Here is a 26722-nt window from a genome sequence, read left to right as displayed (position 1 = left end):
AGGAGCTGGCTCGCCAGCGAAGCTCAGCCCGCCGCGATCCGCTGCCGCCGCGCTCGCAACCCCGCCATCAACGACGGACCCAGTGCCGTCAGCGCCGACCCCAGCACCACCAGCAGCGCCCCGCCATAGCCCAGGCCATTGATCTGCTCGGCCTGCACATACTCGGGCCAGAGCCAGGCTGCCCAAGCCACCGCGACAAAGGTCACCAGCGGCGTAATGGCCAGGGTCGCGCTGACCCGCGACGCTTCCCAATGGGCCAGAGCCTCGGCAAAGGCGCCATAGGCAATCAGGGTATTGAGGCAGCACGCCAGCAACAGCCAACCCTGCAACGGGTTCAATTCCAGCGCCTCCAGCGGGTGAGCCCAAGGGGTGAGCAACAAGGCGCAGAACAGGTAGATCACCATCATTACCTGCAGGGAATTCCACACGCTCAGCAGTTGCTTCTGGCCCAGGGCGTAGAAGGTCCAGACCGCGGAAGCGGCAAGAATGGTCAGGACCCCCGCGGTGTAGTCGCTCAGGGAAGTCAGCAGTTCGCTCAGGCGCTGATTGAAGAACAGCCCAAAGCCGATCAGCAGCACCAGAAGCCCCAGGCCCTGGCCGAGACTGAACCGCTCCTTGAATACGAACAGGCTGGCGATCAATAGCAGGATAGGCCCCATCTGCACCACCAGTTGCGCGGTGCCCGGGCTCAACAGATTGAGGCCCATGAGGTACAGCACGTAATTGCCTACCAGGCCACAGACCGAGATCGGCACCAGCCAGATACCCTTGGGCCCCAGCACCCGCCAGCGCGGCAGGCGCCCCACCGCCGCCAGGTAGGCCAGCAGGCAGCCACCGGACACCGTCAGGCGAAACCAGGTCACGGTGACCGGGTCCATCACTTGCAGTACCTGCTTGAGCTTGATGGGCAGGATGCCCCACAACAGCGCGGTCAATAAGGCCAGGAACAGACCATAGACCCAGCGACCGGACGAGACGTGCATGCGAACCCCACAAGGCCTTACGAGCAAGGCTCACATACTAGGCCCGCGCCGGCAGCCGACACAGAGACAGTTGGCGACAAAGCGCAAACGGGATTGTGCAGGTCGCAAACCGGCCCCACGGGAGCCGGCTTGCCGACGAAGCGAAACCTAGCGTACCGCCTCGAACAACCCCGTGGCCCCCATGCCGCCGCCCACGCACATGGTGACGATGCCATAGCGCAGGTTGCGCCGCTGCAGCTCGCGCACCAGATGCCCGACCTGACGCGAGCCGGTCATGCCGAACGGGTGGCCGATGGAGATCGAGCCGCCATTGACGTTGTAACGGGCGTTGTCGATCTCCAGGCGGTCGCGGGCATACAGGCACTGGGAAGCGAACGCTTCATTGAGCTCCCAAAGATCGATGTCAGCCACGCTCAGGCCCTTGGCCTTGAGCAGCTTGGGCACCGAGAACACCGGGCCGATACCCATCTCGTCCGGCTCGCAGCCGGCCACGGTAAAGCCGCGGAAGAACGCCTTGGGCTTGAGCCCCAGGGCCAGGGCCCGCTCCAGGCTCATCACCAGGGTCATCGAAGCACCGTCGGACAGCTGCGAGGAATTGCCCGCCGTCACCGAACCGTCGTCGGCAAACACCGGCTTCAACGCCGCGAGATTTTCCAGGGTGGTGTCGGGGCGGTTGCAATCGTCGCGGTCCACCACGCCATCAAGGATCTGCACCTCACCGGTGTTCTTGTCCTCGACCTTGTACTTGACCGTCATCGGCACGATCTCGTCGCTGAAAAGGCCGGCGGCCTGGGCCAGGGCGGTACGCTGCTGGCTTTGCAGGGAGTAGCGGTCCTGGGCTTCGCGGCTGACACTGTAGCGCCGGGCCACCACTTCGGCGGTCTGGCCCATGGGGAAGTAGATGCCCGGTACCTGCTCCTTGAGCAGCGGATTGACCAGGTTTTCGGTGTTGACGCTCTTCATGGTCAGGCTGATGGATTCGACGCCACCGGCCACGATGATGTCGCTGCAGCCGGAGGCGATCTGGTTGGCGGCGATGGCGATCGCTTGCAGGCCCGAGGAACAGAAGCGGTTGAGGGTCATCCCCGCGGTACCGGTGCCCAGGGCCGAGAGCACCGCGACGTTGCGCCCTATGTTGAAACCCTGGGCCCCTTCATTGGAACCGGCGCCGACGATGCAGTCCTCGACACTGGCCGGGTCGATGCCGTTGCGGGCGAGCAGCGCATTGACGCAGTGGGCGGCCATGTCATCCGGACGGGTCTGGTTGAACTTGCCCCGAAAGGACTTGGCCAGGCCAGTCCGTACGCTGTCGACGATCACCACTTCACGCATGACGCACCTCATTGTTGTTGGCGGCAGGAAGAGCATCGAGCATAGATCCCCCTCCTGTCCCGCCGCGACAATCATTCACTGGGCGTATGCGCGACCATCGACCTACTTCTTGTCTTTCTTGTCTTTCTTGTCGTGCTTGTCCGAGCGCTCGAACGCGGCTTCCAGCGCGCGATTGATGGTGCGCAGAACCTTGACCCGGGCCCAGCGCTTGTCGTTGGCCTCCACCAGAGTCCAGGGCGACACCTCGGTGCTGGTGCGGTCGACCATGTCGCCGACGGCAGCGCGGTAATCGTCCCACTTGTCGCGGTTGCGCCAGTCGTCCTCGGTGATCTTGAAACGCTTGAAGGGAATCTCCTCCCGGGCCTGGAAGCGCTCCAGCTGGGTGTCCTTGTCGATGGCCAGCCAGAACTTGACGACGATCACCCGGGCATCGGCCAACTGCTCCTCGAAGTCGTTGATCTCGCTGTAGGCCCGCAACCAGTCGGCAGGGCTGCAGAAGCCCTCGATGCGCTCCACCAGCACCCGGCCGTACCAGGAACGATCGAAGATGGTGAACTTGCCCCGGGCCGGGATATGCCGCCAGAAACGCCAGAGATAGGGCTGGGCGCGCTCCTCTTCCGTGGGCGCGGCAATCGGCACGATGCTGTACTGGCGCGGGTCCAGGGCCGCCGCAACCCGGCGGATGGCCCCGCCCTTGCCCGCCGCGTCGTTGCCTTCGAACACCGCCACCAGGGCGTGCTTGCGCATGCGCTTATCCCGCAGCAGGCCGGCCAGGCGCGCCTGTTCGGTAATCAGTTGTTCTTCGTAGTCGTCCTTGTCCAGGTGCTGGGTCATGTCCAGGCTGTCCAACAGGCTGAGCTGATCCACCGCCGGAGGCAGCGGCGCCGCGTTGACCTGGGTGGCTCGCAGCGGCTGGCGGTTCAGCGCGCTTTGCAGCCCTTCCAGGAGAATCCGCCCCACGGTAAGGCTGCGGTAATGCGGATCGACGCCCTCGATCACGTGCCAGGGCGCATAGTCGCGGCTGGTGCGGCGCAGCACGCGCTCGCCGTACTTGACGAACTTGTCGTAGGTTTCTGACTGCTGCCAGTCCAGCGGGCTGATGCGCCAGCTGTGCAGCGGGTCGTCCTGCAACGCCTTGAGGCGGGCCTTCATCTGTTTCTTGGACAGGTGGAACCAGAACTTGAAGATCAGTGCGCCTTCATCGCAGAGCATCTTCTCCAGGCGCTCGGCGCCGTTGATCGCCTGGTCCAGGCGTGGGTCCTTGATCTCGCCATGGACCCGGCTCTGCAGCATCTGGCTGTACCAGTTGCCGAAGAACACCCCCATGCGCCCCTTGGCCGGAAGCATCCGCCAGTAGCGCCAGGCCGGTGGCCGCGACAGTTCCTCGTCGGTCTGCTGGTCGAAGGTGCGCACCTCGATCAGCCGCGGGTCCATCCATTCGTTGAGCAGCTTGACCGTCTCGCCCTTGCCCGCACCCTCGATCCCGTTGATCAGCACGATCACCGGAAAGTTCGCCTTCTGGCGCAGTTCGAACTGGGCTTCGAGCAAGGCCTCGCGCAACGCCGGCACCTCGGCATCGTAGGTTTCTTTGTCGATGGCGTGACCGATTTCAGCGGATTCGAACATGGGTGGCTCCCTTCCAAGAATTTTCCAAGACTAGCGGATCGACCTCGGCCAGGGAAAACAAATCCCCCGAACCTGCAGCGCCTTGCCATGGATCAAGCGCCGCCGGCGCGATGGGCTAGAATGGCCGCCTTGCGCAACATGAGCCGAACATGATCCCTGAACTGCCCCACGCCCAGCTCGACTGGGACGACCAAGGACGCCCGCGCTCGCGGGTCTTCGACGATGTGTACTTCTCCAGCGAATCGGGCCTGGATGAAACCCGCCACGTGTTCATCGAACAGAACCGCCTGGGCCAGCGCTTTGCCGCCCTGGCCGATGGCGAACGCTTCGTTATCGGTGAAACCGGCTTCGGCACCGGGCTGAACTTTCTCTGCGCCTGGCAGTTGTTCCAGCAACAGGCCCCGACCGGTGCCCGGCTGCATTTCGTCAGTGTGGAAAAGTACCCCTTGAGCCCTGCCGACCTGCAACGGGCCCTGGCCCTGTGGCCGGAACTGGCGAGCCTCTGTGCACCGCTGCTTGAGCAGTACGTGGCAGTGCATGGCGGCTTCCAGCGCATCGTGCTGGAGGGCGGGCGAGTGACCCTGACCCTGCTGATCGGCGATGCCCTGGAGCAACTGCCGCAACTGGACGCCCAGGTCGATGCCTGGTTTCTCGACGGTTTCGCACCGGCCAAGAACCCCGACATGTGGACCGCCGAGCTCTTCGCCGAACTGGCGCGCCTGGCCGCCCCAGGTTCCACTATCAGTACCTTCACCAGCACCGGCTGGGTGCGCCGGCTGCTGAACAGTGCCGGCTTCAAGATGAAACGTACCCCGGGCATCGGCCACAAATGGGAGGTACTGCGAGGCGAGTTCCTCGGCTGGCCGGAGGATGCGCCGGCGCCGGCCAGGGCCAGGCCCTGGTTCGCCCGCCCCGCACTGCGAGAGAAGACCGCCCTGGTGATCGGCGGCGGGCTGGCCGGTTGTGCCAGCGCCGCCAGCCTGGCCGCCCGCGGCTGGCAGGTGCAATTGCTGGAGCGTCATGCAGAGCTGGCCCGGGAGGCCTCGGGCAATCCCCAGGGCGTGCTCTACCTCAAGCTCTCGGCCCACGGCACCGCTCTGTCGCAGATGATCCTCAGCGGCTTCGGCTATACCCGGCGCCAACTGGAGCACCTGCAGCGCGGCCAGGACTGGGATGGCTGCGGCGTGCTGCAACTGGCCTTCAACGCCAAGGAAGCCGAACGCCAGGCCCAACTGGCCGCGGCCTTTCCCGCCGACCTGCTGCACCTGCTGGACCAACCCCAAGCCCAGGCCCGGGCCGGTATCGGCCTTGAGCACGGAGGCCTGTTCTACCCCGAAGGTGGCTGGGTGCATCCGCCGGCCCTGTGCCAATGGCAGGCCAGCCACCCGCGGATCCAGGTCCTGGCACACCGGGAAGTCCTGGAACTGCACCGGGTCGATGAGCAATGGCAAGCCTGGGACGGCGACCGGATGCTGGCCAGCGCCGCGGTGGTGATCCTCGCCGGTGCGGCCGAGATCAAGCGCTTCCCGGCCAGCGCCGACCTGCCCCTCAAGCGCATTCGCGGGCAGATCACCCGCCTGCCCCAGACCGCACAAAGCCAGAGCCTGGCCACGGTGGTCTGCGCCGAAGGCTACGTCGCCCCCGCGCGCCTGGGTGAACACACCCTGGGCGCCAGTTTCGACTTCAAGAGCCAGGACCTGACCCCCACCAGCGCCGAGCATGCCGGCAACCTGGAGATGCTGCGGGAAATCTCCAGCGACCTGCTGCACCGCCTGGGTGCCGAGCAACTGCCCCTGGACAGCCTGCAAGGCCGCGCGGCCTTTCGCTGCACCAGCCCGGACTACCTGCCCATCGTCGGCCCCCTGGCGGACCCGCTTGCCTTTGCCGAAACCTACGCCGCCCTGGGCAAGGATGCGCGCCAAGTGCCGGACCTGCCCTGCCCCTGGCTCGACGGCCTGTACATCAACAGTGGCCACGGTTCCCGTGGGCTGATCACCGCGCCGCTGTCCGGCGAGCTGCTGGCCGCCTGGCTGGAAAACGAGCCCCTGCCCCTGCCCAGAAGCGTGGCCGAAGCCTGCCATCCGAACCGTTTTGCCCTGCGTCGCCTGATTCGCGGCAAGGCCTGAAGCAGAGCGGCGGCGCTGACTTTCCAGCGCCGCCAATGGCCGCTGGCCAGCACCAAGCACTACATCCAACCGTCCGGCCCCACTCAACTGCTTATAACCGATCGATCTAAAACTCCCAAGTTACGCACAGGTCAGTTTCCAGGTAGCCGCCCTTTTGACGGCGGCAGATTGACTCTCCCCAACGGAAAAACCGGTAAGGACTTATGTGCGGACTAGCTGGCGAATTACGCTTTGATCATCAACCTGCCGACCTGGCAGCGGTTGAACGAATCACCCACCACCTGGCCCCTCGCGGCCCGGACGCCTGGGGCTTTCACAGCCAGGGCCCGATTGCCCTCGGCCATCGACGGCTGAAAATCATGGACCTTTCGGACGGCTCGGCGCAGCCCATGGTCGACAACCAACTGGGCCTGTCCCTGGCCTTCAATGGCGCGATCTACAACTTCCCCGAACTGCGCGCCGAACTGGAAGCCAAGGGTTATGCCTTCTATTCCGGCGGCGACACTGAGGTGTTGCTCAAGGGCTACCACGCCTGGGGCGCGGACCTGCTGCCCAAGCTCAACGGCATGTTCGCCTTCGCCATCTGGGAGCGCGATGCCCAGCGCCTGTTCATCGCCCGCGACCGCCTCGGGGTCAAGCCGCTGTACCTGTCGCGCACCGGCCAGCGCCTGCGCTTCGCCTCGGCCCTGCCGGCGTTGCTCAAAGGTGGCGACATCAACCCGTTGCTCGACCCCGTGGCGCTCAACCACTACCTGAACTTCCATGCCGTGGTGCCAGCACCGCGAACCCTGCTGGCAGGCATCGAAAAACTGCCGCCGGCCACCTGGATGCGTATCGAGGCCGACGGTCGCACCGAGCAGCAGACCTGGTGGACCCTGCCCTACGGCCCCCGTGCCGACGAAACCAACCTGACTCTGGAAGACTGGCGTGACCGGGTGCTGGACAGCACCCGTGAAGCGGTGGCCATCCGCCAACGGGCAGCGGTGGATGTGGGCGTGCTGCTGTCTGGCGGTGTCGACTCCAGCTTGCTGGTGGGCCTGCTGCGAGAGGTGGGGGTGGACAACCTGTCGACCTTCTCCATCGGCTTCGAGGACGCCGGTGGCGAGCGGGGCGACGAGTTCCAGTACTCCGACCTGATTGCCCGGCACTACGGCACCCGGCATCACCAGTTGCGCATCGATGAACGTGAAATCATCGAACAGTTGCCCGCGGCCTTTCGGGCCATGAGCGAGCCGATGGTCAGCCACGACTGCATCGCTTTCTACCTGCTGTCCCGGGAAGTGGCCAAGCACTGCAAGGTAGTGCAAAGCGGCCAGGGCGCCGACGAACTCTTTGCCGGCTACCACTGGTACCCGCAGGTGGACGGCGCCAGCGACCCCTACGCGGCCTACCGTGCGGCCTTCTTCGACCGCAGCTACGACGACTACGCGGCCACCGTACAACCGCAGTGGCTGACCGCCAACGATGCCGCCGGGGATTTTGTCCGCGAGCATTTCGCCCAGCCCGGCGCCGACGCAGCTGTGGATAAGGCCCTGCGCCTGGACAGCACGGTGATGCTGGTGGATGACCCGGTCAAGCGTGTGGATAACATGACCATGGCCTGGGGCCTGGAGGCGCGCACGCCGTTCCTCGACTACCGCCTGGTGGAGCTTTCGGCCCGGGTGCCGGCGCGCTTCAAGTTGCCGGACGGCGGCAAGCAGGTGCTCAAGGAAGCTGCGCGGCTGGTGATCCCCAGCGAGGTGATCGACCGCAAGAAAGGCTACTTCCCAGTGCCGGGCCTCAAGCACTTGCAGGGCGCGACCCTGGAATGGGTACGCGAACTGCTGCTGGACCCGAGCCAGGATCGCGGCCTGTTCAAGCCGGCCATGCTCGACCGCCTGCTGACCGATCCCCAGGGCCAGTTGACGCCCTTGCGCGGCTCCAAGCTGTGGCAACTGGCGGCATTGAACCTGTGGCTCAGCGAACAAGGAATCTGACCGATGAAAGCTCACGCCACGGCTTACAGCCAACGCCTGCTGCGCGGCCAGGCGCCGTCCTATGAACGCCTGCAGGCGCGCTTCGCCGAAGACGGCAGCGAACCCGGGTGCGAACCGATCGCGGTACATTGCGGTTGGGGCCGCCTGCTGATCGGCCATACCTTTCCCGACCCCACCAGCCTGGCCGGGGAGTTGCTCAACGAGCGACCTGGCGAGCGCGACATCGCCCTGTACGTGGCGGCACCACAACAAGTGCTGGGGCTGGAGCCGGCGCAACTGTTCCTCGACCCTTCCGATACCCTGCGCCTGTGGTTCAGCGATTACCGCCAGGCCACTCGGGTATTTCGCGGTTTCCGCATCCGTCGCGCCCAGAGCGAAGCCGACTGGCAAGCCATCAACCAGCTGTACCAGGCCCGCGGCATGCTGCCCATCGACCCGCAACTGCTGACCCCGCGCCATCAAGGCGGGCCGGTGTACTGGCTGGCCGAGGACGAAGACAGCGGCGCGGTGATCGGCAGCGTCATGGGCCTCAATCACCACAAGGCCTACCAGGACCCGGAACACGGCAGCAGCCTCTGGTGCCTGGCAGTGGACCCCGACTGCAGTCGCCCGGGCGTCGGCGAAGTGCTGGTGCGCCACCTGATCGAACACTTCATGAGCCGCGGCCTGAGCTACCTCGACCTGTCGGTGCTGCACGACAACCGCCAGGCCAAGAACCTCTACGCCAAACTCGGGTTTCGCACCCTGTCGACCTTCGCCATCAAGCGCAAGAACGGCATCAACCAGCCGCTGTTCCTCGGCCCCGGGCCCCAGGCGGAGTTCAACCCCTATGCGCGGATCATCGTCGAGGAAGCACATCGCCGGGGCATCGATGTGCAGGTGGATGACGCCGACGCCGGGCTGTTCACCCTCAGCCACGGCGGTCGCCGGGTACGCTGCCGGGAATCGCTGAGCGATCTCACCAGCGCCATCAGCATGAGCCTGTGCCAGGACAAGAGCCTGACCCACAAAGTGCTCAAGGGTGCTGGCTTGAACCTGCCGGCGCAGCAACTGGCGGGCAACGCCGATGACAACCTGGGCTTTCTCGACGAGCACCAGCGGGTGGTGGTCAAGCCCCTGGATGGCGAACAGGGACAAGGCGTGGCGGTGGATCTGCGGACCATCGAAGAGGTGCAAAAGGCCATCGACCACGCCCGCCGCTTTGACAGCCGGGTATTGCTGGAAAGCTTCCACGAAGGCCTGGACCTGCGCATCCTGGTGATCGGCTTTGAAGTGGTGGCAGCGGCTATCCGCCGTCCCGCGGAAATCATCGGTGATGGTCAGCACTCCATCGGCGCGCTGATCGAAGCCCGCAGCCGTCGCCGCCAGGCGGCCACCGGCGGCGAGAGCAAAATCCCCCTGGACCAGGAGACCCAGCGCACCCTGCACGCCGCCGGCTACGACTACAACAGCGTACTGGCCGCCGGGGAGCGGCTGTTTGTACGGCGCACCGCCAACCTGCACACCGGCGGCACTCTGGAAGACGTCACCGGCATCCTTCATCCGACCCTGGCCGACGCCGCCATCCGCGCAGCCCGTGCCCTGGACATTCCCGTGGTGGGCCTGGACCTGATGGTGCCGGCGGCGGATCAGCCCGAGTACGTGTTCATCGAAGCCAACGAACGCGCCGGGTTGGCCAATCACGAACCGCAACCCACCGCCGAACGTTTTGTCGACCTGCTGTTTCCCCACAGCCAACCGGCGCCGTGATCCTTCGCCGGCAAGCCGGCTCCTACCCTCACTGGTAGGAGCCGGCTTGGCAGCGAAGGCGCCCCCTGGCCCTCCATCCATGCCCTCATCGAAACCATCGATGGCCGTTTCTCATCAGGAGTTTCCATGACCCGCAAGATTCCCGAACCCGACCTCGCCTACCTGCAGAAAGTCCTCCTGGAAATGCTCGCCATTCCCAGCCCCACCGGCTTTACCGACACCATCGTGCGCTATGTCGCCGAACGCCTGGAAGAACTGGGCATCCCCTTCGAGCTGACCCGTCGCGGCACCATTCGCGCCACCCTCAAGGGCCAGAAGAACAGCCCGGACCGGGCCGTCTCGGCGCACCTGGACACCATTGGCGCCAGCGTGCGCGCGGTGAAGGACAACGGCCGCCTGACCCTGGCCCCGGTGGGCTGCTGGTCCAGCCGCTTTGCCGAGGGCAGCCGAGTCAGCCTGTTCACCGACAACGGCGTGTTGCGCGGCAGCGTCCTGCCGCTGATGGCCTCCGGGCACGCCTTCAACACCGCGGTGGACGAACTGCCCATCAGTTGGGACCACATCGAGCTGCGCCTGGATGCCTACTGCACCACCCGCGCCGACTGCGAATCCCTGGGGATAGGCGTGGGTGACTTTGTTGCCTTCGACCCCTTGCCCGAGTTCACCGAAAGCGGCCATATCAGCGCCCGGCACCTGGACGACAAGGCCGGTGTCGCCGCGCTGCTGGCCGCGCTCAAGGCCATAGTCGACAGCGGCGAGCCGCTGATGATCGACTGCCATCCGCTATTCACCATCACCGAAGAAACCGGCAGTGGTGCAGCAGCGGCCCTGCCCTGGGACGTCAGCGAGTTCGTCGGCATCGACATTGCCCCGGTCGCCCCGGGCCAGCACTCCAGCGAACATGCGGTGAGCGTGGCCATGCAGGACTCCGGTGGCCCCTACGACTATCACTTGTCCCGCCACCTGCTGCGCCTGGCCGGCGAACACGAGTTGCCGGTGCGTCGCGACCTGTTCCGCTACTACTTCAGCGACGCCCATTCGGCGGTCACCGCCGGCCACGACATCCGCACTGCGCTGCTGGCCTTCGGTTGCGACGCCACCCACGGCTATGAGCGCACTCATATCGACAGCCTGGCGGCACTCAGCCGCCTGCTGGGGGCCTACATCCTCAGCCCGCCGGTATTTGCCAGCGACGCGCAACCGGCCCAGGGCTCACTGGACCGCTTCAGCCATCAACTGGAGCACGATGCACAAATGGAAAGCGATACCCGGGTGCCCTCGGTGGACAGCCTGGTGGGGCAGAAATCCTGAACCCGCCCCGGAGTTTGTGCACGCCCTGGCTGGCGGCACGGCCCCGGGCGCAGTAGGATCCCGGATTGTTTGCCGGAGGCCCCCATGCTGATTCCCCACGACCAACTTGAAGTCGACACCCTGACCCGCCTGATCGAGGACTTCGTAACCCGCGAGGGCACCGACAACGGTGATGAAACGCCCCTGGAGACCCGTGTGCTGCGGGTGCGCCAGGCCTTGACCAAGGGCCAGGCGGTGATCGTCTTCGATCCGGACAGCGAACAGTGCCAACTGATGCTCAAGCACGATGTGCCCAAGGAGCTATTCGACTGACCCTGCCCCCGGCCCAGCTTCTCTGGGCCGGGTTATTCAGCCATTGGAAAAGCGCGGGCCGAACAGAATCACACTGGCCCCGATCACGCACAGCGCCAGCCCCAGCCAATCCGAACCCAGGGGCCGCACCCGCTCCACCACTGCCAGCCAGCCAATCGAAGCGACGATATAGATGCCTCCGTAGGCGGCATAGGCGCGCCCGGCGTAGGTGGCCTCGACCTTGGTCAGCAACAGGGCGAACAGGGTCAGGCTGACCAGCGCGGGAATCACCCACAAGGCACTCTTGCCCTGACGCAGCCACATCCAGAACGCATAGCAGCCGGCGATTTCAAACAACGCGGCGAGGAAGAACCACAGGTAATTGAGCATGCAGGAACTCGTCAGGATTGTCGGATGCCGGCAACCCTAACGACGCCCAGGGGGATTGGGCAAGCTCAACTGGCGCTTTGCTTGGCCTTGGCGCGCATCTTGTCGGCCATCAGGGTCATTTCGTCGTACAGCGCCTGGGGATTTTTCTGCTTCAGGGCCCAGGCCATGCGGCCCTGCTCATGGGGCAGGATCATGAACTGGCCGGCATCGACCTGGGCATGGATGTAGTCGGCGATCTCGGCGGCGGTGATCGGCGAGTTTTCCAGCAACTTGCCCACCTGGGCCTTCATGGCCGGGGTTGGCCCCCGGAAGGAGTCCAGCAGGTTGGTCTGGAAGAACGACGGGCAGACCACATGCACGCCGATTTCCTGCTGCGCGAGCTCGATCAACAGGCTCTCGGAAAGCGCCACCACTCCGGCCTTGGCCACGTTGTAGTTGCTCATGGCCGGGCCCTGCATCAAGGCCGCCATGGAAGCGATATTGATGATCTTGCCCTTGCTCTGCTCCAGCAGCGGCAGGAAGGCCTTGCAGCCCTTGACCACCCCCATTAGGTTGATCGCGATCTGCCAGTCCCAATCTTCCAGCGACAGTTCGCTGAAGAACCCGCCAGAGGCCACGCCGGCGTTGTTGACGATGATGTCGATGCCGCCGAACTTCACCTCGCAGGCCTGAGCGAAGGCGGTCAACTGGCTGTAGTCACGCACATCGCAGCGCTGCACAAAACCGTCACCACCGGCTGCACGCACCAGTTTCAGGGTTTCCTGCAGGCCCGCCTCGCTGACATCGGACAAGGCCAGCCGCCAGCCCTCGCGGGCCCAGCGCAAAGCGATTTCGCGACCCAGGCCGGAGCCGGCGCCAGTGATCATCATGCGATTTTGCATAAGAGTTGCCTTGTTGTTCCGGGGAAGATGAGCCGCAGTGTAGCGAAGGCCCCTGCGCCACCCACGCACCATCAGGGTGCTGAATGCCCCGGGCAAACCGCCGGCCCGGTGCCCCCGACCTGTCATCCGCCCCCCTGCTCCGGGCAGGCGCAAAGGAAATAAGACCGAAAGCGGAAAGCTTTAAAAATACTTGGAATTTTCTGGAGGGGCGCAGAGTCGGATTTATTAAGCGGTTCGCTTTATCCCTAAAACGAACTTGTCCTTGAATAACTGCGTTGTTCAACTCTATTCCAATAAGGAAACAGCCATGGGCACCATTCTGATCGTTATTCTGATTCTGCTGCTGATTGGCGGCCTGCCAGTATTCCCGCACTCCAGAAGCTGGGGTTATGGGCCTTCAGGAATCATTGGCGTCGTGCTGGTGGTGCTGTTGGTACTCTTGCTGCTGGGCAGGATATAACGCCCTTATTGCTCGCCCCAGAGCATGTTTGAACGTAAAAAGGCGCCGGTCTTCACCGGCGCCTTTTTATTAGCCCGAATAAAAAACACCCCACTTGTGGGGTGTTTTATTCACGCGGGCAACTTGCGCCAACCCCGCATGACAGGGCCGGCGCTACAGCGTTTAGTCCGGTTTCCCGTTGACCACGCCTGCGGTGTTGTCGAGCAAGCTCTTGGTCGCCGTCTGCAGGAAGGATTCCAGCTTCTGCTTGAGCTGCGCCTCATCGGCAGAATCCGGGATCAGTTCGCCCCCCGGTGCCGAACCCAGTTCGTACTTGTACAGCCGTGGCGGCATTTCCTTGGGCAGTACCAGCACCCGGTCCGCCGTCAGCAGCGCTACGGTCTGGTCACTGCCCGAAGGCTTGATCACGCCGAAGCCCTTGTCGCCTTCCGGCAGGTTGAGTAGGTCGCGCCCCCAGCACTGGTGCAGTACGTCGCCACCCAGGCGGCCCATGATGGTGGGCACGATGTCGATCTGGGTGCCCACGGTGTGGTCACGCTGGCCGAACTTTTCCTGGATGCCCGGAGCGATCATCAGCATGGGCACGTTGAAGCGCCCCAGGTCCATTTCGGTGATCTGCTGCTCGTTGCCGAAGCCATGGTCGCCCACTACCACGAACAGGGTTTCCTTGAAGTAAGGCTCCTTGCGCGCTTTCTCGAAGAACTGGCCCAGGGCCCAGTCGGAGTAGCGCATGGCCGTCAGGTGTTCGTTGAGGCTGCCGCGGTCGGTCACCTTGTCCACCGGCAAAGGCGTGGGCAGGGCATACGGCGTGTGGTTGGACAGGGTCTGCAGCAGGGCATAGAACGGCCCCTTGCCTTCCCGGGCCTTCAACTCTTCCAGGCCGCGGTTGAACATGTCCTGGTCGGACACGCCCCAGGTCGGGTCGGAGAACACCGGATTGACGAAGTCGTTACGGCCGATGAAGTTGGTCATGCCCTGGTTGCTGAAGAACCCCGACTGGTTGTCCCAGGCGAAATCGCCGTTGTAGACATACACGTCATCGTAGTTGCGAGCACTGAGCAGTTGCGGCAGGCCGGACAGCTTGTGGCTGCCTTCCGGGGTCTGCATCAGGTATTCGAAGCCAGGCAGGTTGGGGAAGCACGCCATGGTGGCGAACATGCCCTGGTGGGTGTGGGTGCCGTTGGAGAAGAAGCGGTCGAACAGCAGGCCTTCCTTGGACAGTTTGTCGAAGTACGGAGTGATCTCCCCCGGACGTCCCAGGGCGCCCACCGAATGCCCGGCGAAGCTTTCCATCAGGATCACCACGACGTTCTTGATCGGCAGGGTCTTTTCCCCATCCGGCGTGTAGGTGCGGCGTACAGCGGCGATGTCGGCATCCACCAGCTTGTCACTCGGCACCAGCAGCATGTCGCGCACGGTCTGCTGCGCCAGAGGCTGAGGCAAGGTGGCCTTCCAGATATTGGTGCGGTCCTCGGACAGACGATCCTTGGCCGCCGCCATCAATTGCAGCGTGCCATTGAGGCCCAACTGGTTGGCGAAGTTGGATTCGGTGGTGTAGACGTCACCCCAACGCATCGGCGGGCCCTGGCGCAGAGTGCCACGGGCTGCAACCACGCAGATCAGCAGACACACCACGAACACCGCAATGCGCGCATACCAGGGGGCAATCTGCCGGGTGCCGACATTGCCGCCGCTGAACGGGCCGCGGGGCCGGGTGGCGCGGTCGGCCCCCTTGAATGCCAGGCTCAGGATCCAGGTGCCCACGGCCCAGGCCAGCAGGTAGCGGACCACCGGGAAGCCGTACCAGAGCATGCTCATCACGGTTTTCGGGTCTTCCTTCACATACTGGAAGACCAGGCCGTTGAGGCGCTGGTGGAACTCGCGGTAGAAGTCCATCTCCATCAGGCCGAGGAACAGCGCGATGCTGGAGGTGACCGTCAGCCAGAAGCGCAACACCCCGCGAGCCGCCATGGCCCGGGCGCTGAACAGCGCCAGCAGCAGCGGTACGCTGAGGTAGACCACCAGCCGCAGGTCAAAACGCAGCCCGTTAGCAAACGCTTCGAGGAAGGTCGAGGCCGGAGTGTCGAGAATCATCTCGCGGTTGTAGATCAGCAGCGCGACGCGCAACAGGGAAAGCATCACCATCATGACCAGGGCGCACAATAGCGTGTAGGCCAGATGGGATTTAACGGTCGGTTGCAGCAGGCGATTCGAGGATCGCTGCTGACTCAGGGCATCCGAGTTTGCCATGTGGTTTTAGGACCCATTGGAAGTTTAAGTTGCAAAGATAAAGCTGCGTTCTGCCCTCTTGTTGCCGCCAGGGCGACGGGGGAATTCGCGGTGCGCAAATGTTGCACGATCACTCAAGGCATTGCCATTGATTAGTGGGCAGCACCGAAAAACCCACTGCCAACAGCTCTGGGACAAGAGATTGCAGAGAGTTATACCGGGGGAAAAGCGCCGGCGAATTGTCTTAGAGCGTTTGTGAAAATTTCGTTCAACGCATGTTTAGTCACACAAAAAAGGGCCTGACGGCCCTTTTCCCTGTGCAACCTGCGTCTCCCGCTTCAGAGCCGCACATTGCCTCGCGGCCCGGCGATCGCCCAGATGATCAGCCCCAGCACCGGCAGGAGAATGATCAAGAGCACCCAGAGGATCTTCATCCCGGTTTCGGCGCCGCTTTTGAGTACGTTGATGATGGCCCAGATATCCAGGGCCAGAATGATCAGGCCAACCAGGCCATTGAAGGTGGAACCCATGGTGTCGCTCCCTAAATGATGGCGTGCCTCTTTAGGATAGCCGTGCTGGATCAGGGTTCCGTTTTATTCCACAGCCGCTCGGGCTTCAGACATGAACGGCGATCTTCAAGGCTTCCAGGGCCGGCGCTGCGGCGATCCCTACCTCGGCGCACAGCTCCAGCACCCGCGGCACGTCGTTGCCGTAGACCAGTACCATCTGCAACTCGTCATCCAGCAACTGGCTGAAGTTCATCAACACATAGCCGCCGTTTTCCGGGTTCATGCTGCCCATCTGGATCTGGATGCGGTTCAAGGCCGTCAGGGCTTCGATCTTGGCCAACTGCTTGGGCTTGATGTTGAAAGCCACGTCCTTGCCGAACGAGGCGACGATCTGGGCGAACAGGTCGACATAGGTATCGGCCTGAAACAACACGGTTTCCGGCAGGCTGCCGACCACCACCCATTCCCCCAGTGGAATAGGGAAGCTGTCGTCGTAGTTGATATCCGGGTTGGCTGCCAGGAATCCCTGAGGGTCGGCGTAGGCCTGGCTCGCCTCCTCGGCGATCTGCTGGATCTCGGCATCGCCCATGCACCCGGAGCTGATCTTGCTAATGAGTTCGATAAGGGCGATTTTCATGGGCACATCCTGGAAGCTAGGAAATCAAGGGGCGCGAAGGATAGCCTAAAGTGCCCGAGCTATCACGCCAGGCAGCACCTGACGCCTGCACGCCCCGATCATCGCCGGCTCAGGCCAGGAGTTTTTCCAGCTGCGCCGTGGTATCCATGGCGCCCATGGTCTTGGCCGCTTCCAGGGCACTCACGCCATTGCTGTCGCGGGCCTTGGGGTCGGCGCCCTGGCCGATCAGGTAGGTGACGATTTCCGTGCGGTTGAACATCGCCGCCATCATCAGCGCGGTACGTCCGTCGAAGGACGAGCCTTCCACCTGGGCGCCCCCCTCCACCAGCGCCTTGACCACCGCCAGGTCGCCCTTGAAGGCAGCCCCGGCAATCGGGCTCTGGCCGTTGTCGTTGCGGATCTCGGGGTCGGCCTGGTGCTTGAGCAGCACCTGCACCGCGTCCACATGGCCGTGATAGGCGGCGAGCATCAGCAGCGTGTCGCCCTTGTGATTGCGCAAGTTGACCGGCAGGCCACTGGCAGCCAGCTTGTCGAGCATCTGTGCGTCGCCCTGGCGGGCCACGTTGAACACCTGTTCGACAAACTGGGCGGCCTCTTCTTCAGTCATCTGGCGGCTTTTGTCGGTCATCGGAAACTCCAGGTTCGGCAATTCGGAAAGGCGCTAGTTTCCCCAAGCCAGCGCCAGCCTGTCATCCCTTTTTTCCCGAGAGCCACCATAGGCAGAATCAATAACGCAGGCGCCCACCCTGAATGTCCGCGAGAATCTGCGGGGTCAGCCGCACATAGGTATCCGAGCCCGGCAACCAGGCATACACCGGCTCGTCCCCGATTTGCTGCAGATCGAATGCCTGCTCCTTGAGGCGACTCTTCTGGTACTTGAAGGTGCCGGTGGTGTCCATCTTCACTTTGATCCGCAGGAACAGCGGCACTGCATAGGCCGGCAACTGCTGCCGGGCGAACTGCAGCAACTCGCTGAAATCCAGGGTCGCCAGGGATTCTGCCGGAGTGATCGCCACCATCCCGGCCCGACCGTTGGTGTTGTGGATCTCGACCCCATAGGCCACCACCTCGGCAACCTGCGGGTGCCCCAGGAGGACGTTCTCCACCTCGGTGGTGGAAACGTTCTCTCCCTTCCAGCGATAGGTATCTCCCAGCCGGTCGACGAACTGCACATGGCCAAAGCCGATATCGCGCAGCAGATCGCCGGTGTTGAAGTAGCAGTCGCCCTTCTCGAATACGTCCTTGAGAATCACCTTGAGGTTCTTTTCCGGGTCGGTGTAGCCATCCAGGGGCGCCTTGTCGTCGATCTTCGCCAGCAACAGCCCCTGGCCGCCCTTGGCCACCTTCTGCATGAAGCCCTGGCTGTTGCGCAGTGGCGCACCGGTGTCGTGGGCGTATTCCACCAGCGCCCAGGGGATCAGGGAAAAGCCCACGGTATTGTCGAAGTTGAGGATGTTGCTGAAACCGATATTGCCGTCACTGGCGGCATACAACTCACAGATATGACCGACGCCGAAACGTTGCTTGAACTCGCTCCAGACGCCCGGGCGCAGCCCGTTGCCGATCATCTTCGAGACCCCGTGCTCGGTATCCCGTGCGCAAGCCGGCTGGTCGATCAGGTAGCGGCACAACTCCCCGACATAACCCACGGTCGTGGCCTTGTAGCGGCGCACGTCATCCCAGAACTGGCTGGCGCTGAATTTGCGGCGGATGGCAAAGCCCGAGGCGCCGGTAATCGCCGAGCCCCAGCACACGCACAGACCCGTGGCGTGGTACAGCGGCAAGGTGCAATACACCACGTCGCCGGGCTGCATATCCAGGGCGATGGTGCCGAAGCCGGCAGAGGTGCGCATCCAGCGCCCATGCTTGAAGATCCCGGCCTTGGGCAACCCCGTGGTGCCGGAGGTATAGATGTAGAAGCAAGGGTCGTTGAGGAAGATGCGCTGGGTCTGCGCCAGGTTGTCCGATGGGTAACCGGCGCTCTCGGCCATCAGGTTGCGCATTCCCGCAGGGGTCGGCCCGGGGTCGGCAAAGGTGTCCTGATCGGCCACGAACCAGGTGCGCTGCGGATCGATGCCCACCTGCTCGCGTACCGCCGAGTAAGCGGCCTGCAGCTCGCCGCCGAGGATGATCGCCGCCGGTTTCACCAACGCCAGGCTGTGCGCCAGCACGCCCTGGGTCTGCGCGGTGTTGAGCATCGCGCAAATGCCTCCGAGCTTGGCCACCGCCAGCACCGTGACCAGCAATTCCGGGCGGTTCTCGATGAAGATCGCCAGCACATCACCCTTGCCGATGCCCTGCTCCTGCAGGTAGGCAGCAATGCGGTTGGCCCATTGATTGACCTGTGCATAACTGAGCACCCGGTCACCGTACAGCAAGGCCGGCCCCTCGGGGTTGCGCAGGGTCGCCTGCTCAAAGCTCCAGCCCAGGCCGCAGGGCTGGTCCGGGTTGTCGATATTGCCCGCCTTCATGCCCCGCACCACCCGCGGCAGTGCCCTGGCAATGGAGGGCACCTTACGCAGCATCATGCCCCAGGTGATCATGTCGCTCTTGTGCTTGTTCATGGTTGCTCCGGTTGCACAGCAAGGATCTGGGCCCGGGCCTGGCCGGCCGGGCGTTGGCAACAGCGGCGCAAGGCTCAACCGGGGGTAGCGATCCAGGGTGCGGCGAGCGGCACGCGGGAGCTGTGGATATCTCTCGCAAAGGGATGAAGGCAGGACAAGCGCAGGGCTGCAAAGAGCACCGGCGATGAGGCGCAGGAAAGGTTCATGGAGAGCGTCCTATGTTCTTATTATTGGTCGGGCGGGATCGCAAGATCGCGCCACAACACATTCCATGTCGCAGAAACGCCGTTCAAGCCGCTTTCGCGGGGCCGCCGAGGCCAGGTTGAACCAACGTGACTGGCTGGAAAATACGTCAGCTCTCGCGACGCTGTACACGGGGTTTTTGCAAACTTTTGTATCTACCCTCGGTCTCCCCACGCAGCGTACTTGTCCCCGCTTCAACGATTGAATTTTCCACCCTGGCCCGCGGTCACAACACTGCCACGGCACCCGCCAACACCCCCTGCGGACCTGCAAAATGCAGGATGCACGATGGCCATTCATGCAATTTGCACGAACAGGCGCTTTTTTGATTTTTATAAGTTGTTGTTTTTAAAGCATATTTAAAAAAAAACAATGCTGGCACAATCGCTGCACCTATCACTCCACGCTTGCCCTTCAAGAGCTAACGGAGCTGATAGACATGAGCCTGATCCAAGAAAAATTTTCCTCCCTGTTCTCCAACTTCGAAGTGACCACCCAGCCACGCCCTGACGGTGGCATCCTGTTGACCCTGCGCAGCAGCGAAGGCAAACAGTTCAAGCGTTCGATCTCCTACGCACAGTTGCACGCCGCCGACCAACTGTCGTGGGTCATCAGCGCAATTCGTCGGGACTTGGCCGAACAGGCCAGTGAGTTGCCACAGATCTCCATGCTGCAAAGCCAGAACCGCTTTGCCCTGCCGACTTACCACTCCGCGTAAGCCGCTTGCGCTGCACCTGTCCGGGCCGGCCCCACCTTGCGTGGGTCCGGCCCGTTGACGTTGTGCTCCCCGCTCAATCGTCCAGGCGCGGGAACTGGCTGGCGATCGCGTCGCCGGTCAGGCTGGCGTTCCAGCCCTGGGGGTTGTTGAACATGCGGATGGCCACCAGGTTCGGCCGCTCGCCCATGTCGAACCAATGGGCGGTGCCCGCCGGCACCGAGATCAGGTCATTCCTCTCGCACAGTACGGCGTACACATAGTCATCGATGTGCAGGTTGAACAGGCCCCGGCCCGCAACGAAGAAACGTACTTCATCCTCGCTGTGGCGGTGCTCATCGAGAAAGCTGGCGCGCAGCTCGGCCTTCTGCGGATGGTCTTCATCGAGGCTGATGACATCCACACTGGCGTAGCCACCCTCGGTCATCAGGCGATCGACCTGCTCCTGATAGGCGCTTATCACTTCTTGCTGGCCGGTGCCCGGTGCAACACGCGTGGTGGCAGGCCAGCGATCGAAACGAATCCCCTGCTCGGCCAGGGTTGCAGCGATATCGTCGAAGTGGGTCAGGACCTTGTTCGGCAGGTCCGGACTGGATACGTGGTAGACGGACAGGCTGCTCATTACGGCAACTCCTCTTGCATGCGGGTGGCAATGATAACGGCTGCGGCCAAGGCTGCGACGCTGGCAATACTAAAGGTCAATGTGGGGCCCAGGGCATTCCAGCTATAACCCGAATACAAGGCCCCCAGGGCGCCCCCGGTTCCCGCCAGGGCCGCGTACAACGCCTGACCCTGGCCTTGCTGGCGGGCACCGAAACTGCGCTGCACAAAATGAATGGCGGCGGCGTGGAAACTGCCGAAGGTCGCCGCGTGCAGCACCTGAGCCAACAACAGCACCCCGAGGTGTTCCGCCAGGCCGCCCAGCAGCAACCAGCGCAGAGCCGCCAGCAGGAAGCTCGCCAGCAGCACCCGCCGCACGGAAAAGCGCGCCAGGAGCCAGCTCATCGCCAGAAACATCAACACTTCGGCCACCACACCCAGGGCCCAGAGCATGCCGATCAGCCCGCGGGTATAGCCCAGGCGCTCCAGGTGCAGAGTCAGGAAAGTGTAATAGGGGCCGTGGCTCATCTGCATCAGTGCCACGCACAGGTAGAAGGCCAGCACACCGGGGCTACGCAGTTGCCTGACAAAGCCCTCCCCGGCGTGCCGCGGCCCCTGCACCCGAGGCTGGGCGTTAGGCACCCACAGGCTGCTGAGGACGATGCCCGCCATGATCACCACCAGCGCTACCGGGTAGATGTCCAGGCTCAACCACTCGAACAAACGCCCCAGGGCCACCACGGTAAGAATGAAGCCGATGGAGCCCCAGAGGCGGATCTGGCTGTAGCGCGAGGCCTGGCCTTGCAGGTGCGCCAGGGTGATCACTTCGAACTGCGGCAGCACCGCGTGCCAGAAAAAAGCATGCAGGGCCATGACCATGGCCAGCCAGGCATAGCTCTTGTCGACGAAGATCAGGGAGAAACAGACCAGGGTGCAGAACGCACCAAAACGCACGATCGCCAGGCGCCGCCCGGTATAGTCCCCCAGCCAGCCCCAAAGGTTGGGCGCCACGCAGCGCATGAGCATGGGAATGGCCACCAGTTCGCCGATGCGCGCGCTGGAGAACCCCAGGTGATCGAAATACAGCGCCAGGAATGGCGCGGTCGAGCCCAGCAGCGCGAAATAGAACAGGTAGAAACTGGAAAGCCGCCAGTAGGGAAGTGCCGCCACGGCCTTCAGACCGTGGCGACTGGCAGGACCGGCATTACAGCTGGCCCAGCACCGGCGTGCTGACGCGCACGTCGGCATTCTGGCCGCGGTGGCGCAGCAGGTGATCCATCAGCACGATGGCCATCATCGCCTCGGCGATCGGCGTGGCGCGAATGCCCACGCACGGGTCGTGGCGCCCCTTGGTGATCACGTCCACCGGGTTGCCGTCGATATCGATGGAGCGCCCGGGGGTGGTAATGCTGGAGGTCGGCTTGAGCGCCAGGTGAGCGACGATCGGCTGCCCCGAGGAGATGCCGCCCAGAATGCCGCCGGCGTTATTGCTGAGGAAACCTTGCGGGGTCAGTTCGTCACGGTGCTCGGTGCCGCGCTGGGCAACGCAGGCGAAACCGGCGCCGATCTCCACGCCCTTGACCGCGTTGATGCTCATCAGAGCATGGGCCAGCTCGGCGTCCAGGCGATCGAAAATCGGCTCGCCCAGACCCGGCATCACCCCTTCGGCCACCACAGTGATCTTCGCTCCGACCGAATCCTGGTCTCGACGCAACTGGTCCATATAGGCTTCCAGTTCCGCAACCTTGTCCGGATCGGGGCTGAAGAAGGCGTTGTTCTCTACCGAATCCCAGGTCTTGAAGGGAATCTCGATCGGGCCCAGCTGGCTCATGTAGCCGCGAATCACGATGCCCTGGCTGGCCAGGTACTTCTTGGCAATGGCCCCGGCCGCCACGCGCATGGCGGTTTCCCGGGCCGAGCTGCGGCCGCCACCACGGTAGTCGCGGATGCCGTACTTGTGGTGGTAGCTGTAGTCGGCGTGAGCCGGGCGGAACAGGTCCTTGATCGCCGAATAGTCCTTGGACTTCTGATCGGTGTTGCGGATCAACAAGCCGATGGAACAGCCGGTGGTCTTGCCTTCGAACACCCCGGAGAGGATCTCGACCTCATCGGGTTCCTGGCGCTGGGTGGTGTGGCGGCTGGTGCCAGGCTTGCGCCGGTCCAGGTCACGCTGCAGGTCCTCCAGCGTCAGTTCCAGGCCCGGCGGGCAGCCGTCGACAATGGCGACCAACGCCGGACCATGGCTTTCGCCCGCGGTGGTGACAGTGAACAGCTTGCCGTAGGTATTGCCGGACATGCAGGGAGCTCCGTGAAATCAGCCGAAATAACTCAATCTGGATTAGCGCGTGCGCCAGTATACGCAGGCTACCCAACTAGTTCATCCTCGAACCTTCTGCCTGTTACCGAGTCAAACCGGCACCTTATCCATGATGGCGCGATGATGCTGCGAGTTCTTCTCTTGAGCCTTTCCCTGTTCACCGGCCTGGTTCATGCGGCCGTCCTGCAACGCCCCGTGAGCCTGGACACCGGGCACGGTGAGCTGTACGGCTCGCTGCTGCTACCCAAGTCCGAGCAGCCGGTGCCGGTGGTGCTGATCATTTCCGGCTCCGGCCCCACTGACCGCGACGGCAACAACCCCGATGGCGGGCGCAACGACAGCCTCAAGCGCCTGGCCTGGGTACTGGCCAAGCACAACATCGCCAGCGTGCGTTATGACAAGCGCGGCGTGGCCGCCAGCCTCGCCGCGACCCCGGACGAACGCAACCTGACCCTGGACGCCTATGTCGCAGATGCCGTGGCCTGGGGCAACAAGCTCAAGGCCGATCCACGCCTGGGCCAACTGATAGTCCTGGGGCATAGCGAAGGCGCACTGATCGCCACGCTGGCGGCACCGCAGCTGAATGCCGCAGGCGTTATCTCGATCTCCGGAACCGCCCGCCCGGTGGACCAGATCCTGCGCCAGCAGTTGAGCTACCGCCTGCCACCGGCGCTGATGCTGCGCAGCAATGAGCTGCTGGACAGCCTCAAGGCCGGCAAGGTCGACCCGGATGTACCCCCTGCCCTGCAAGTCATCTTTCGCCCCAGCGTGCAGCCTTACCTGATCACCCTGTTTCGCGAAGACCCGGCGGCGGCCTTCGCCCGCCTGAAGATGCCGGCGCTAATCATCCAGGGCAGCAACGACATCCAGGTCAGCGTCGATGACGCCAGGGTCCTCAAGGCCGCCAAACCGGATGCGCAACTGGCACTGATCGAGGGCATGAACCATGTAATGCGCATCGTGCCCAATGACCTCAAGCGCCAGCTGGCCTCCTACAAGGACCCGCAATTGCCCCTGGCAGCGGAACTGGGCAGCGCGATCATCGATTTTATTGACGGACTTCACACCCGTTAGGCTGTTTTTGCCCTCCAGTCCTGAAAAAAACGGCCGATAAGCCTTTGCCGGCCGTTCAATTGCTGTCGGCGCGCAGCGATTGGACAGGATCTCGCCGTTATGACTGATACCCCGAATTCACCCGCCACCGAGCAGGAAGCCGCCGCCCCGGAAGCGCCGCCGCTGCCGTGGGCCGATGTGCAGGCCGAGCACCACAAGATGCTGCGCCTGGCACCCTTGCAGACCGATCGCGCCACGGGCGGACGGCCTCTGCGCTTTGTCGAGTTCGGTTATGCCGAACGCAACAACAAAGAGCACAGCCTGCTGCGCATGACCATCAGCCTCCCCGGCCAACGGGTGCGCAAGGAACAGAATCACCTGGATGTGTGGGTCGAGCACGACACTCGCCGGGTGCACTTCGAGCCCGAAGGCGGCCTGCAGGTCGAACCGCTGAACCGCGGAATCGGCCGTTTCCTGCTGGCCCAGGCAGCGCAGTGGGCCCAGAAGAAGTGGCCGCACTACCGGGTCGACGGCTTCGACCTGGCAAACAAGGATGCCCTCAACGAAGACACGCGCCTGCGTCGCGACCACGTGCTGCGCACCCAGGGTTTCGATGTGGTGTATGCCGATGCCCAGCACCTCAAGGGCAGCGTCAAGGATGTCCAGGTGGGTGAACTGCTGGGCCAGTGGAATAGCGAAAAACTGCAGTTCGTGGAGATTCTGGAAGCGGCGCAGATGCTCCAGCAGGCCGAACAGAATCTTGAAGAACTGGAAGTGAAGCTGCGCAAGCAGGAAGAGAAAGTCACCAAGTACAAGCGCGAGGACACCGGTCTGCGCTTCACCATCACCTGCCTGGTGGCCTTTGCGGTGTTCCAGGCCGGGCTGCTGATCTGGATTGCGACTCATCGCTGAGCCGCAACGCCTGACCACCAGAGGCCCGCGCTGCGCGGGCCGGCAATCGGCTCAGACCCGGGACGCGAACAACGCCTGATGTTCGCGGCACTGCTCCGCGGTCAGCATGAACACACCGTGGCCACCGCGCTCGAAGTCCAGCCAGGCGAAGTCGACCTCCGGGTACAGCGCCTCGACATGCACCTGGCTGTTGCCCACCTCGACAATCAGCAAGCCCTTCTCGGTCAGGTGGTCCGCCGCCTCGGCCAGCATCCGCCGCACCAGGTTCAGGCCATCCTCGCCACAGGCCAGGCCCAGCTCGGGCTCGTGCTGGTATTCATCCGGCATGTCGGCGAAGTCTTCGGCATCGACATAGGGCGGGTTGGACACGATCAGGTCGAAGCGCTGCCCGGGCAGGCCATCGAAGCCGTCGCCCTGGACCGTGAACACCCGCTCATCGACGCCATGGCGCTCGATGTTCTGGTTGGCCACTTCGAGGGCTTCGAAGGACAGGTCCGCCAACACCACCTCGGCATCACGGAATTCATAGGCACAAGCGATACCGATGCAGCCGGAACCGGTACACAGGTCGAGAATCCGTGCCGGCTCGCTGCCCAGCCAGGGTTCGAAACGTTTTTCGATCAGCTCGCCAATCGGCGAACGGGGGATCAGCACGCGCTCATCGACAATGAACGACATGCCGCAGAACCAGGCCTCGCCCAGCAGGTAGGCGGTAGGCACGCGCTCCTGGATACGGCGCTTGAGCAGGTGCTGCACATGGACCAGCTCGTCGTCTTCCAACGCGCAATCAAGGTAACTGTCGGCAATTTCCCAAGGCAGGTGCAAGGCGCCGAGCACCAGTTGACGGGCCTCGTCCCAGGCATTGTCGGTACCATGGCCGAAGAACAGATCCTCCCCATGAAAGCGGCTGACAGCCCAGCGGATATGGTCGCGCAAGGTGCGCAGGCGGGAAGTGATCACGGGACAGACTCCTGACAAAACGACCGGCGATTCTAACAGCCAAAACGCTTGCCGACGACGAATGAAAAACCAGCGACGGGCAATGGTGTTCAAGCGTTTTTTTCTCGGGAAGGCTGCATACCTTGCCCCACTTGACAAGGCTACAGGCCAGCAACGGCGCACCTTACGTTAGTAGCGATTCACAGAAGCGCTCCGCCAGAGGACAATGGCGCAAAAGCCCCACTCACAGGAGCCCCAGAATGTCCGTTCCAAAGACGATGTTTCAACTCAGCGGTCGTGGTTATGCAGCGGCCAATTTGAGCCACGCGACCCTTGTGATCATCGACGCCCAGAAAGAATACCTCAGCGGCCCGCTGGCCCTGTCCGGCATGGACGCGGCAGTGGCCAACATCCGCCAACTGCTGGCCGCGGCCCGGGCTGCCGGTCGCCCAGTGGTGCACGTACGCCACCTCGGTACCGTCGGCGGCCTGTTCGACCCACAAGGCGAGCGCGGCGAGTTCATTCCCGGCCTTGAACCCCAAGGCGACGAAACCATCATCGGCAAACTGCTGCCCAGCGCGTTCCACGGCACCGAACTGGAAAAGCGCCTGCAAGACCTCGGTTCCCTGGACCTGATCGTCGCCGGTTTCATGAGCCACTCCAGCGTCAGCACCACCGTGCGCGCGGCCAAGAACCTGGGCTTTCGCTGCACCCTGGTAGAAGACGCCTGCGCCACCCGCGACCTGCCCTACAAGGGTGGCATCCTCAGCGCCGAGCACGTTCAGCAAACCGAAATGGCAATCATGGCCGACAACTTCGCCACCCTCGCCCAGACCGCAAGCCTGATCTGATCAGCCCTGGTGAGCGGCTGGCGGGCCG

The 26722-nt window shown here is 63.5% G+C and carries 24 protein-coding genes; 10 read left to right on the top strand and 14 right to left on the bottom strand.

The window, feature by feature from the left end; genetic code table 11:
- Window positions 1–23 precede the first annotated feature (23 nt).
- From AC1RL5_RS26375 to pap, 3 genes are all read right to left on the bottom strand, one after another.
- On the bottom strand, window positions 24–983 hold the full coding sequence (locus AC1RL5_RS26375) for a DMT family transporter (protein ID WP_019093385.1): 960 nt from the start codon (window positions 981–983) through the stop codon (window positions 24–26).
- A 147-nt stretch (window positions 984–1130) separates the two neighbouring features.
- On the bottom strand, window positions 1131–2315 hold the full coding sequence (locus AC1RL5_RS26370; RefSeq protein WP_072450649.1) for a thiolase family protein: 1185 nt from the start codon (window positions 2313–2315) through the stop codon (window positions 1131–1133).
- 102 nt (window positions 2316–2417) lie between these two features.
- Window positions 2418–3941, bottom strand: a complete 1524-nt coding sequence (gene pap / locus AC1RL5_RS26365; RefSeq protein WP_072450650.1) for a polyphosphate:AMP phosphotransferase — start codon at window positions 3939–3941, stop codon at window positions 2418–2420.
- 149 nt (window positions 3942–4090) lie between these two features.
- Here pap and mnmC point away from each other — a divergent pair, with 149 nt between their 5' ends.
- The 5 genes from mnmC to AC1RL5_RS26340 all read left to right on the top strand — a co-directional run bounded on the left by mnmC (window position 4091) and on the right by AC1RL5_RS26340 (window position 11415).
- Window positions 4091–6067 (top strand): bifunctional tRNA (5-methylaminomethyl-2-thiouridine)(34)-methyltransferase MnmC2/FAD-dependent 5-carboxymethylaminomethyl-2-thiouridine(34) oxidoreductase MnmC1, encoded by a 1977-nt coding sequence (gene mnmC, locus AC1RL5_RS26360; protein WP_093407790.1) that lies wholly within the window; start codon window positions 4091–4093, stop codon window positions 6065–6067.
- 203 nt (window positions 6068–6270) lie between these two features.
- The gene (locus AC1RL5_RS26355; protein WP_072450652.1) at window positions 6271–8043 is read left to right on the top strand and encodes an N-acetylglutaminylglutamine amidotransferase; all 1773 of its coding nucleotides are present in this window, start codon (window positions 6271–6273) and stop codon (window positions 8041–8043) included.
- Between the two features lie 3 nt (window positions 8044–8046).
- Entirely contained in the window at window positions 8047–9792 is a 1746-nt protein-coding gene (ngg, locus tag AC1RL5_RS26350) for an N-acetylglutaminylglutamine synthetase (protein ID WP_011062604.1), read from the top strand.
- Window positions 9793–9918: 126 nt separating this feature from the next.
- A complete protein-coding gene (locus tag AC1RL5_RS26345; RefSeq protein WP_015636583.1) occupies window positions 9919–11103 on the top strand; it encodes an osmoprotectant NAGGN system M42 family peptidase in 1185 nt (394 codons plus the stop codon).
- 84 nt (window positions 11104–11187) lie between these two features.
- On the top strand, window positions 11188–11415 hold the full coding sequence (locus tag AC1RL5_RS26340; RefSeq protein WP_011062606.1) for a YheU family protein: 228 nt from the start codon (window positions 11188–11190) through the stop codon (window positions 11413–11415).
- A gap of 36 nt (window positions 11416–11451) precedes the next feature.
- Here the strand turns inward: AC1RL5_RS26340 and AC1RL5_RS26335 are convergent, their stop codons facing one another.
- Together AC1RL5_RS26335 and AC1RL5_RS26330 are read right to left on the bottom strand one after the other, a co-directional pair.
- Complete coding sequence (locus AC1RL5_RS26335) at window positions 11452–11784, bottom strand: YnfA family protein (RefSeq protein WP_011062607.1); 333 nt, start codon at window positions 11782–11784, stop codon at window positions 11452–11454.
- 65 nt (window positions 11785–11849) lie between these two features.
- Window positions 11850–12665 carry an SDR family oxidoreductase gene (locus AC1RL5_RS26330; RefSeq protein WP_011062608.1) on the bottom strand — a complete coding sequence of 272 codons (816 nt, stop codon included), beginning with the start codon at window positions 12663–12665 and terminating at the stop codon, window positions 11850–11852.
- Between the two features lie 307 nt (window positions 12666–12972).
- Here AC1RL5_RS26330 and AC1RL5_RS26325 point away from each other — a divergent pair, with 307 nt between their 5' ends.
- Window positions 12973–13125, top strand: a complete 153-nt coding sequence (locus AC1RL5_RS26325) for a DUF3309 family protein (RefSeq protein WP_007945780.1) — start codon at window positions 12973–12975, stop codon at window positions 13123–13125.
- 162 nt (window positions 13126–13287) lie between these two features.
- Here AC1RL5_RS26325 and AC1RL5_RS26320 read toward each other — a convergent pair whose 3' ends face one another.
- From AC1RL5_RS26320 to AC1RL5_RS26300, 5 genes are all read right to left on the bottom strand, one after another.
- Entirely contained in the window at window positions 13288–15375 is a 2088-nt protein-coding gene (locus AC1RL5_RS26320) for an LTA synthase family protein (RefSeq protein ID WP_011062610.1), read from the bottom strand.
- A gap of 317 nt (window positions 15376–15692) precedes the next feature.
- Complete coding sequence (locus AC1RL5_RS26315) at window positions 15693–15884, bottom strand: PLDc N-terminal domain-containing protein (RefSeq protein ID WP_011062611.1); 192 nt, start codon at window positions 15882–15884, stop codon at window positions 15693–15695.
- A gap of 85 nt (window positions 15885–15969) precedes the next feature.
- Window positions 15970–16500 carry a hypothetical protein gene (locus AC1RL5_RS26310; protein WP_492589410.1) on the bottom strand — a complete coding sequence of 177 codons (531 nt, stop codon included), beginning with the start codon at window positions 16498–16500 and terminating at the stop codon, window positions 15970–15972.
- A gap of 109 nt (window positions 16501–16609) precedes the next feature.
- The gene (locus tag AC1RL5_RS26305) at window positions 16610–17128 is read right to left on the bottom strand and encodes an ankyrin repeat domain-containing protein (RefSeq protein ID WP_492589412.1); all 519 of its coding nucleotides are present in this window, start codon (window positions 17126–17128) and stop codon (window positions 16610–16612) included.
- A gap of 97 nt (window positions 17129–17225) precedes the next feature.
- Window positions 17226–19064 (bottom strand): long-chain-acyl-CoA synthetase, encoded by a 1839-nt coding sequence (locus AC1RL5_RS26300; RefSeq protein WP_047337508.1) that lies wholly within the window; start codon window positions 19062–19064, stop codon window positions 17226–17228.
- Between the two features lie 682 nt (window positions 19065–19746).
- On the opposite strand from AC1RL5_RS26300, the gene AC1RL5_RS26295 reads away from it, so the two are divergent.
- The gene (locus tag AC1RL5_RS26295) at window positions 19747–20025 is read left to right on the top strand and encodes a DUF3509 domain-containing protein (protein WP_072450656.1); all 279 of its coding nucleotides are present in this window, start codon (window positions 19747–19749) and stop codon (window positions 20023–20025) included.
- Window positions 20026–20098: 73 nt separating this feature from the next.
- Here the strand turns inward: AC1RL5_RS26295 and AC1RL5_RS26290 are convergent, their stop codons facing one another.
- From AC1RL5_RS26290 to aroC, 3 genes are read right to left on the bottom strand one after another with little or no spacing between them, the layout of a single operon-like run.
- Window positions 20099–20644, bottom strand: coding sequence for a 1,2-dihydroxy-3-keto-5-methylthiopentene dioxygenase (locus tag AC1RL5_RS26290; protein ID WP_065365446.1), 546 nt, complete (start codon window positions 20642–20644; stop codon window positions 20099–20101).
- Window positions 20644–21792 (bottom strand): MFS transporter, encoded by a 1149-nt coding sequence (locus tag AC1RL5_RS26285; RefSeq protein WP_093407776.1) that lies wholly within the window; start codon window positions 21790–21792, stop codon window positions 20644–20646. The genes AC1RL5_RS26290 and AC1RL5_RS26285 overlap by 1 nt, the downstream gene beginning before the upstream one ends.
- Before the next feature lie 34 nt (window positions 21793–21826).
- Window positions 21827–22918, bottom strand: a complete 1092-nt coding sequence (gene aroC / locus AC1RL5_RS26280) for a chorismate synthase (RefSeq protein WP_011062618.1) — start codon at window positions 22916–22918, stop codon at window positions 21827–21829.
- A 141-nt stretch (window positions 22919–23059) separates the two neighbouring features.
- Between aroC and AC1RL5_RS26275 the strand changes: the two genes are divergently transcribed.
- The gene (locus AC1RL5_RS26275; protein WP_015636592.1) at window positions 23060–24013 is read left to right on the top strand and encodes an alpha/beta hydrolase; all 954 of its coding nucleotides are present in this window, start codon (window positions 23060–23062) and stop codon (window positions 24011–24013) included.
- A gap of 99 nt (window positions 24014–24112) precedes the next feature.
- Complete coding sequence (locus tag AC1RL5_RS26270) at window positions 24113–24904, top strand: hypothetical protein (RefSeq protein ID WP_011062620.1); 792 nt, start codon at window positions 24113–24115, stop codon at window positions 24902–24904.
- Between the two features lie 51 nt (window positions 24905–24955).
- On the opposite strand, the gene prmB is transcribed toward AC1RL5_RS26270, so the two are convergent.
- Window positions 24956–25864 (bottom strand): 50S ribosomal protein L3 N(5)-glutamine methyltransferase, encoded by a 909-nt coding sequence (gene prmB / locus AC1RL5_RS26265; RefSeq protein ID WP_011062621.1) that lies wholly within the window; start codon window positions 25862–25864, stop codon window positions 24956–24958.
- Window positions 25865–26103: 239 nt separating this feature from the next.
- Here prmB and AC1RL5_RS26260 point away from each other — a divergent pair, with 239 nt between their 5' ends.
- Window positions 26104–26694, top strand: coding sequence for a cysteine hydrolase family protein (locus AC1RL5_RS26260; RefSeq protein WP_011062622.1), 591 nt, complete (start codon window positions 26104–26106; stop codon window positions 26692–26694).
- Window positions 26695–26722: the final 28 nt, after the last annotated feature.

The organism is Pseudomonas sp. GW822-FHT06D10, from assembly GCF_058799535.1.
This window is presented reverse-complemented; position numbering and strand designations above follow the sequence as displayed.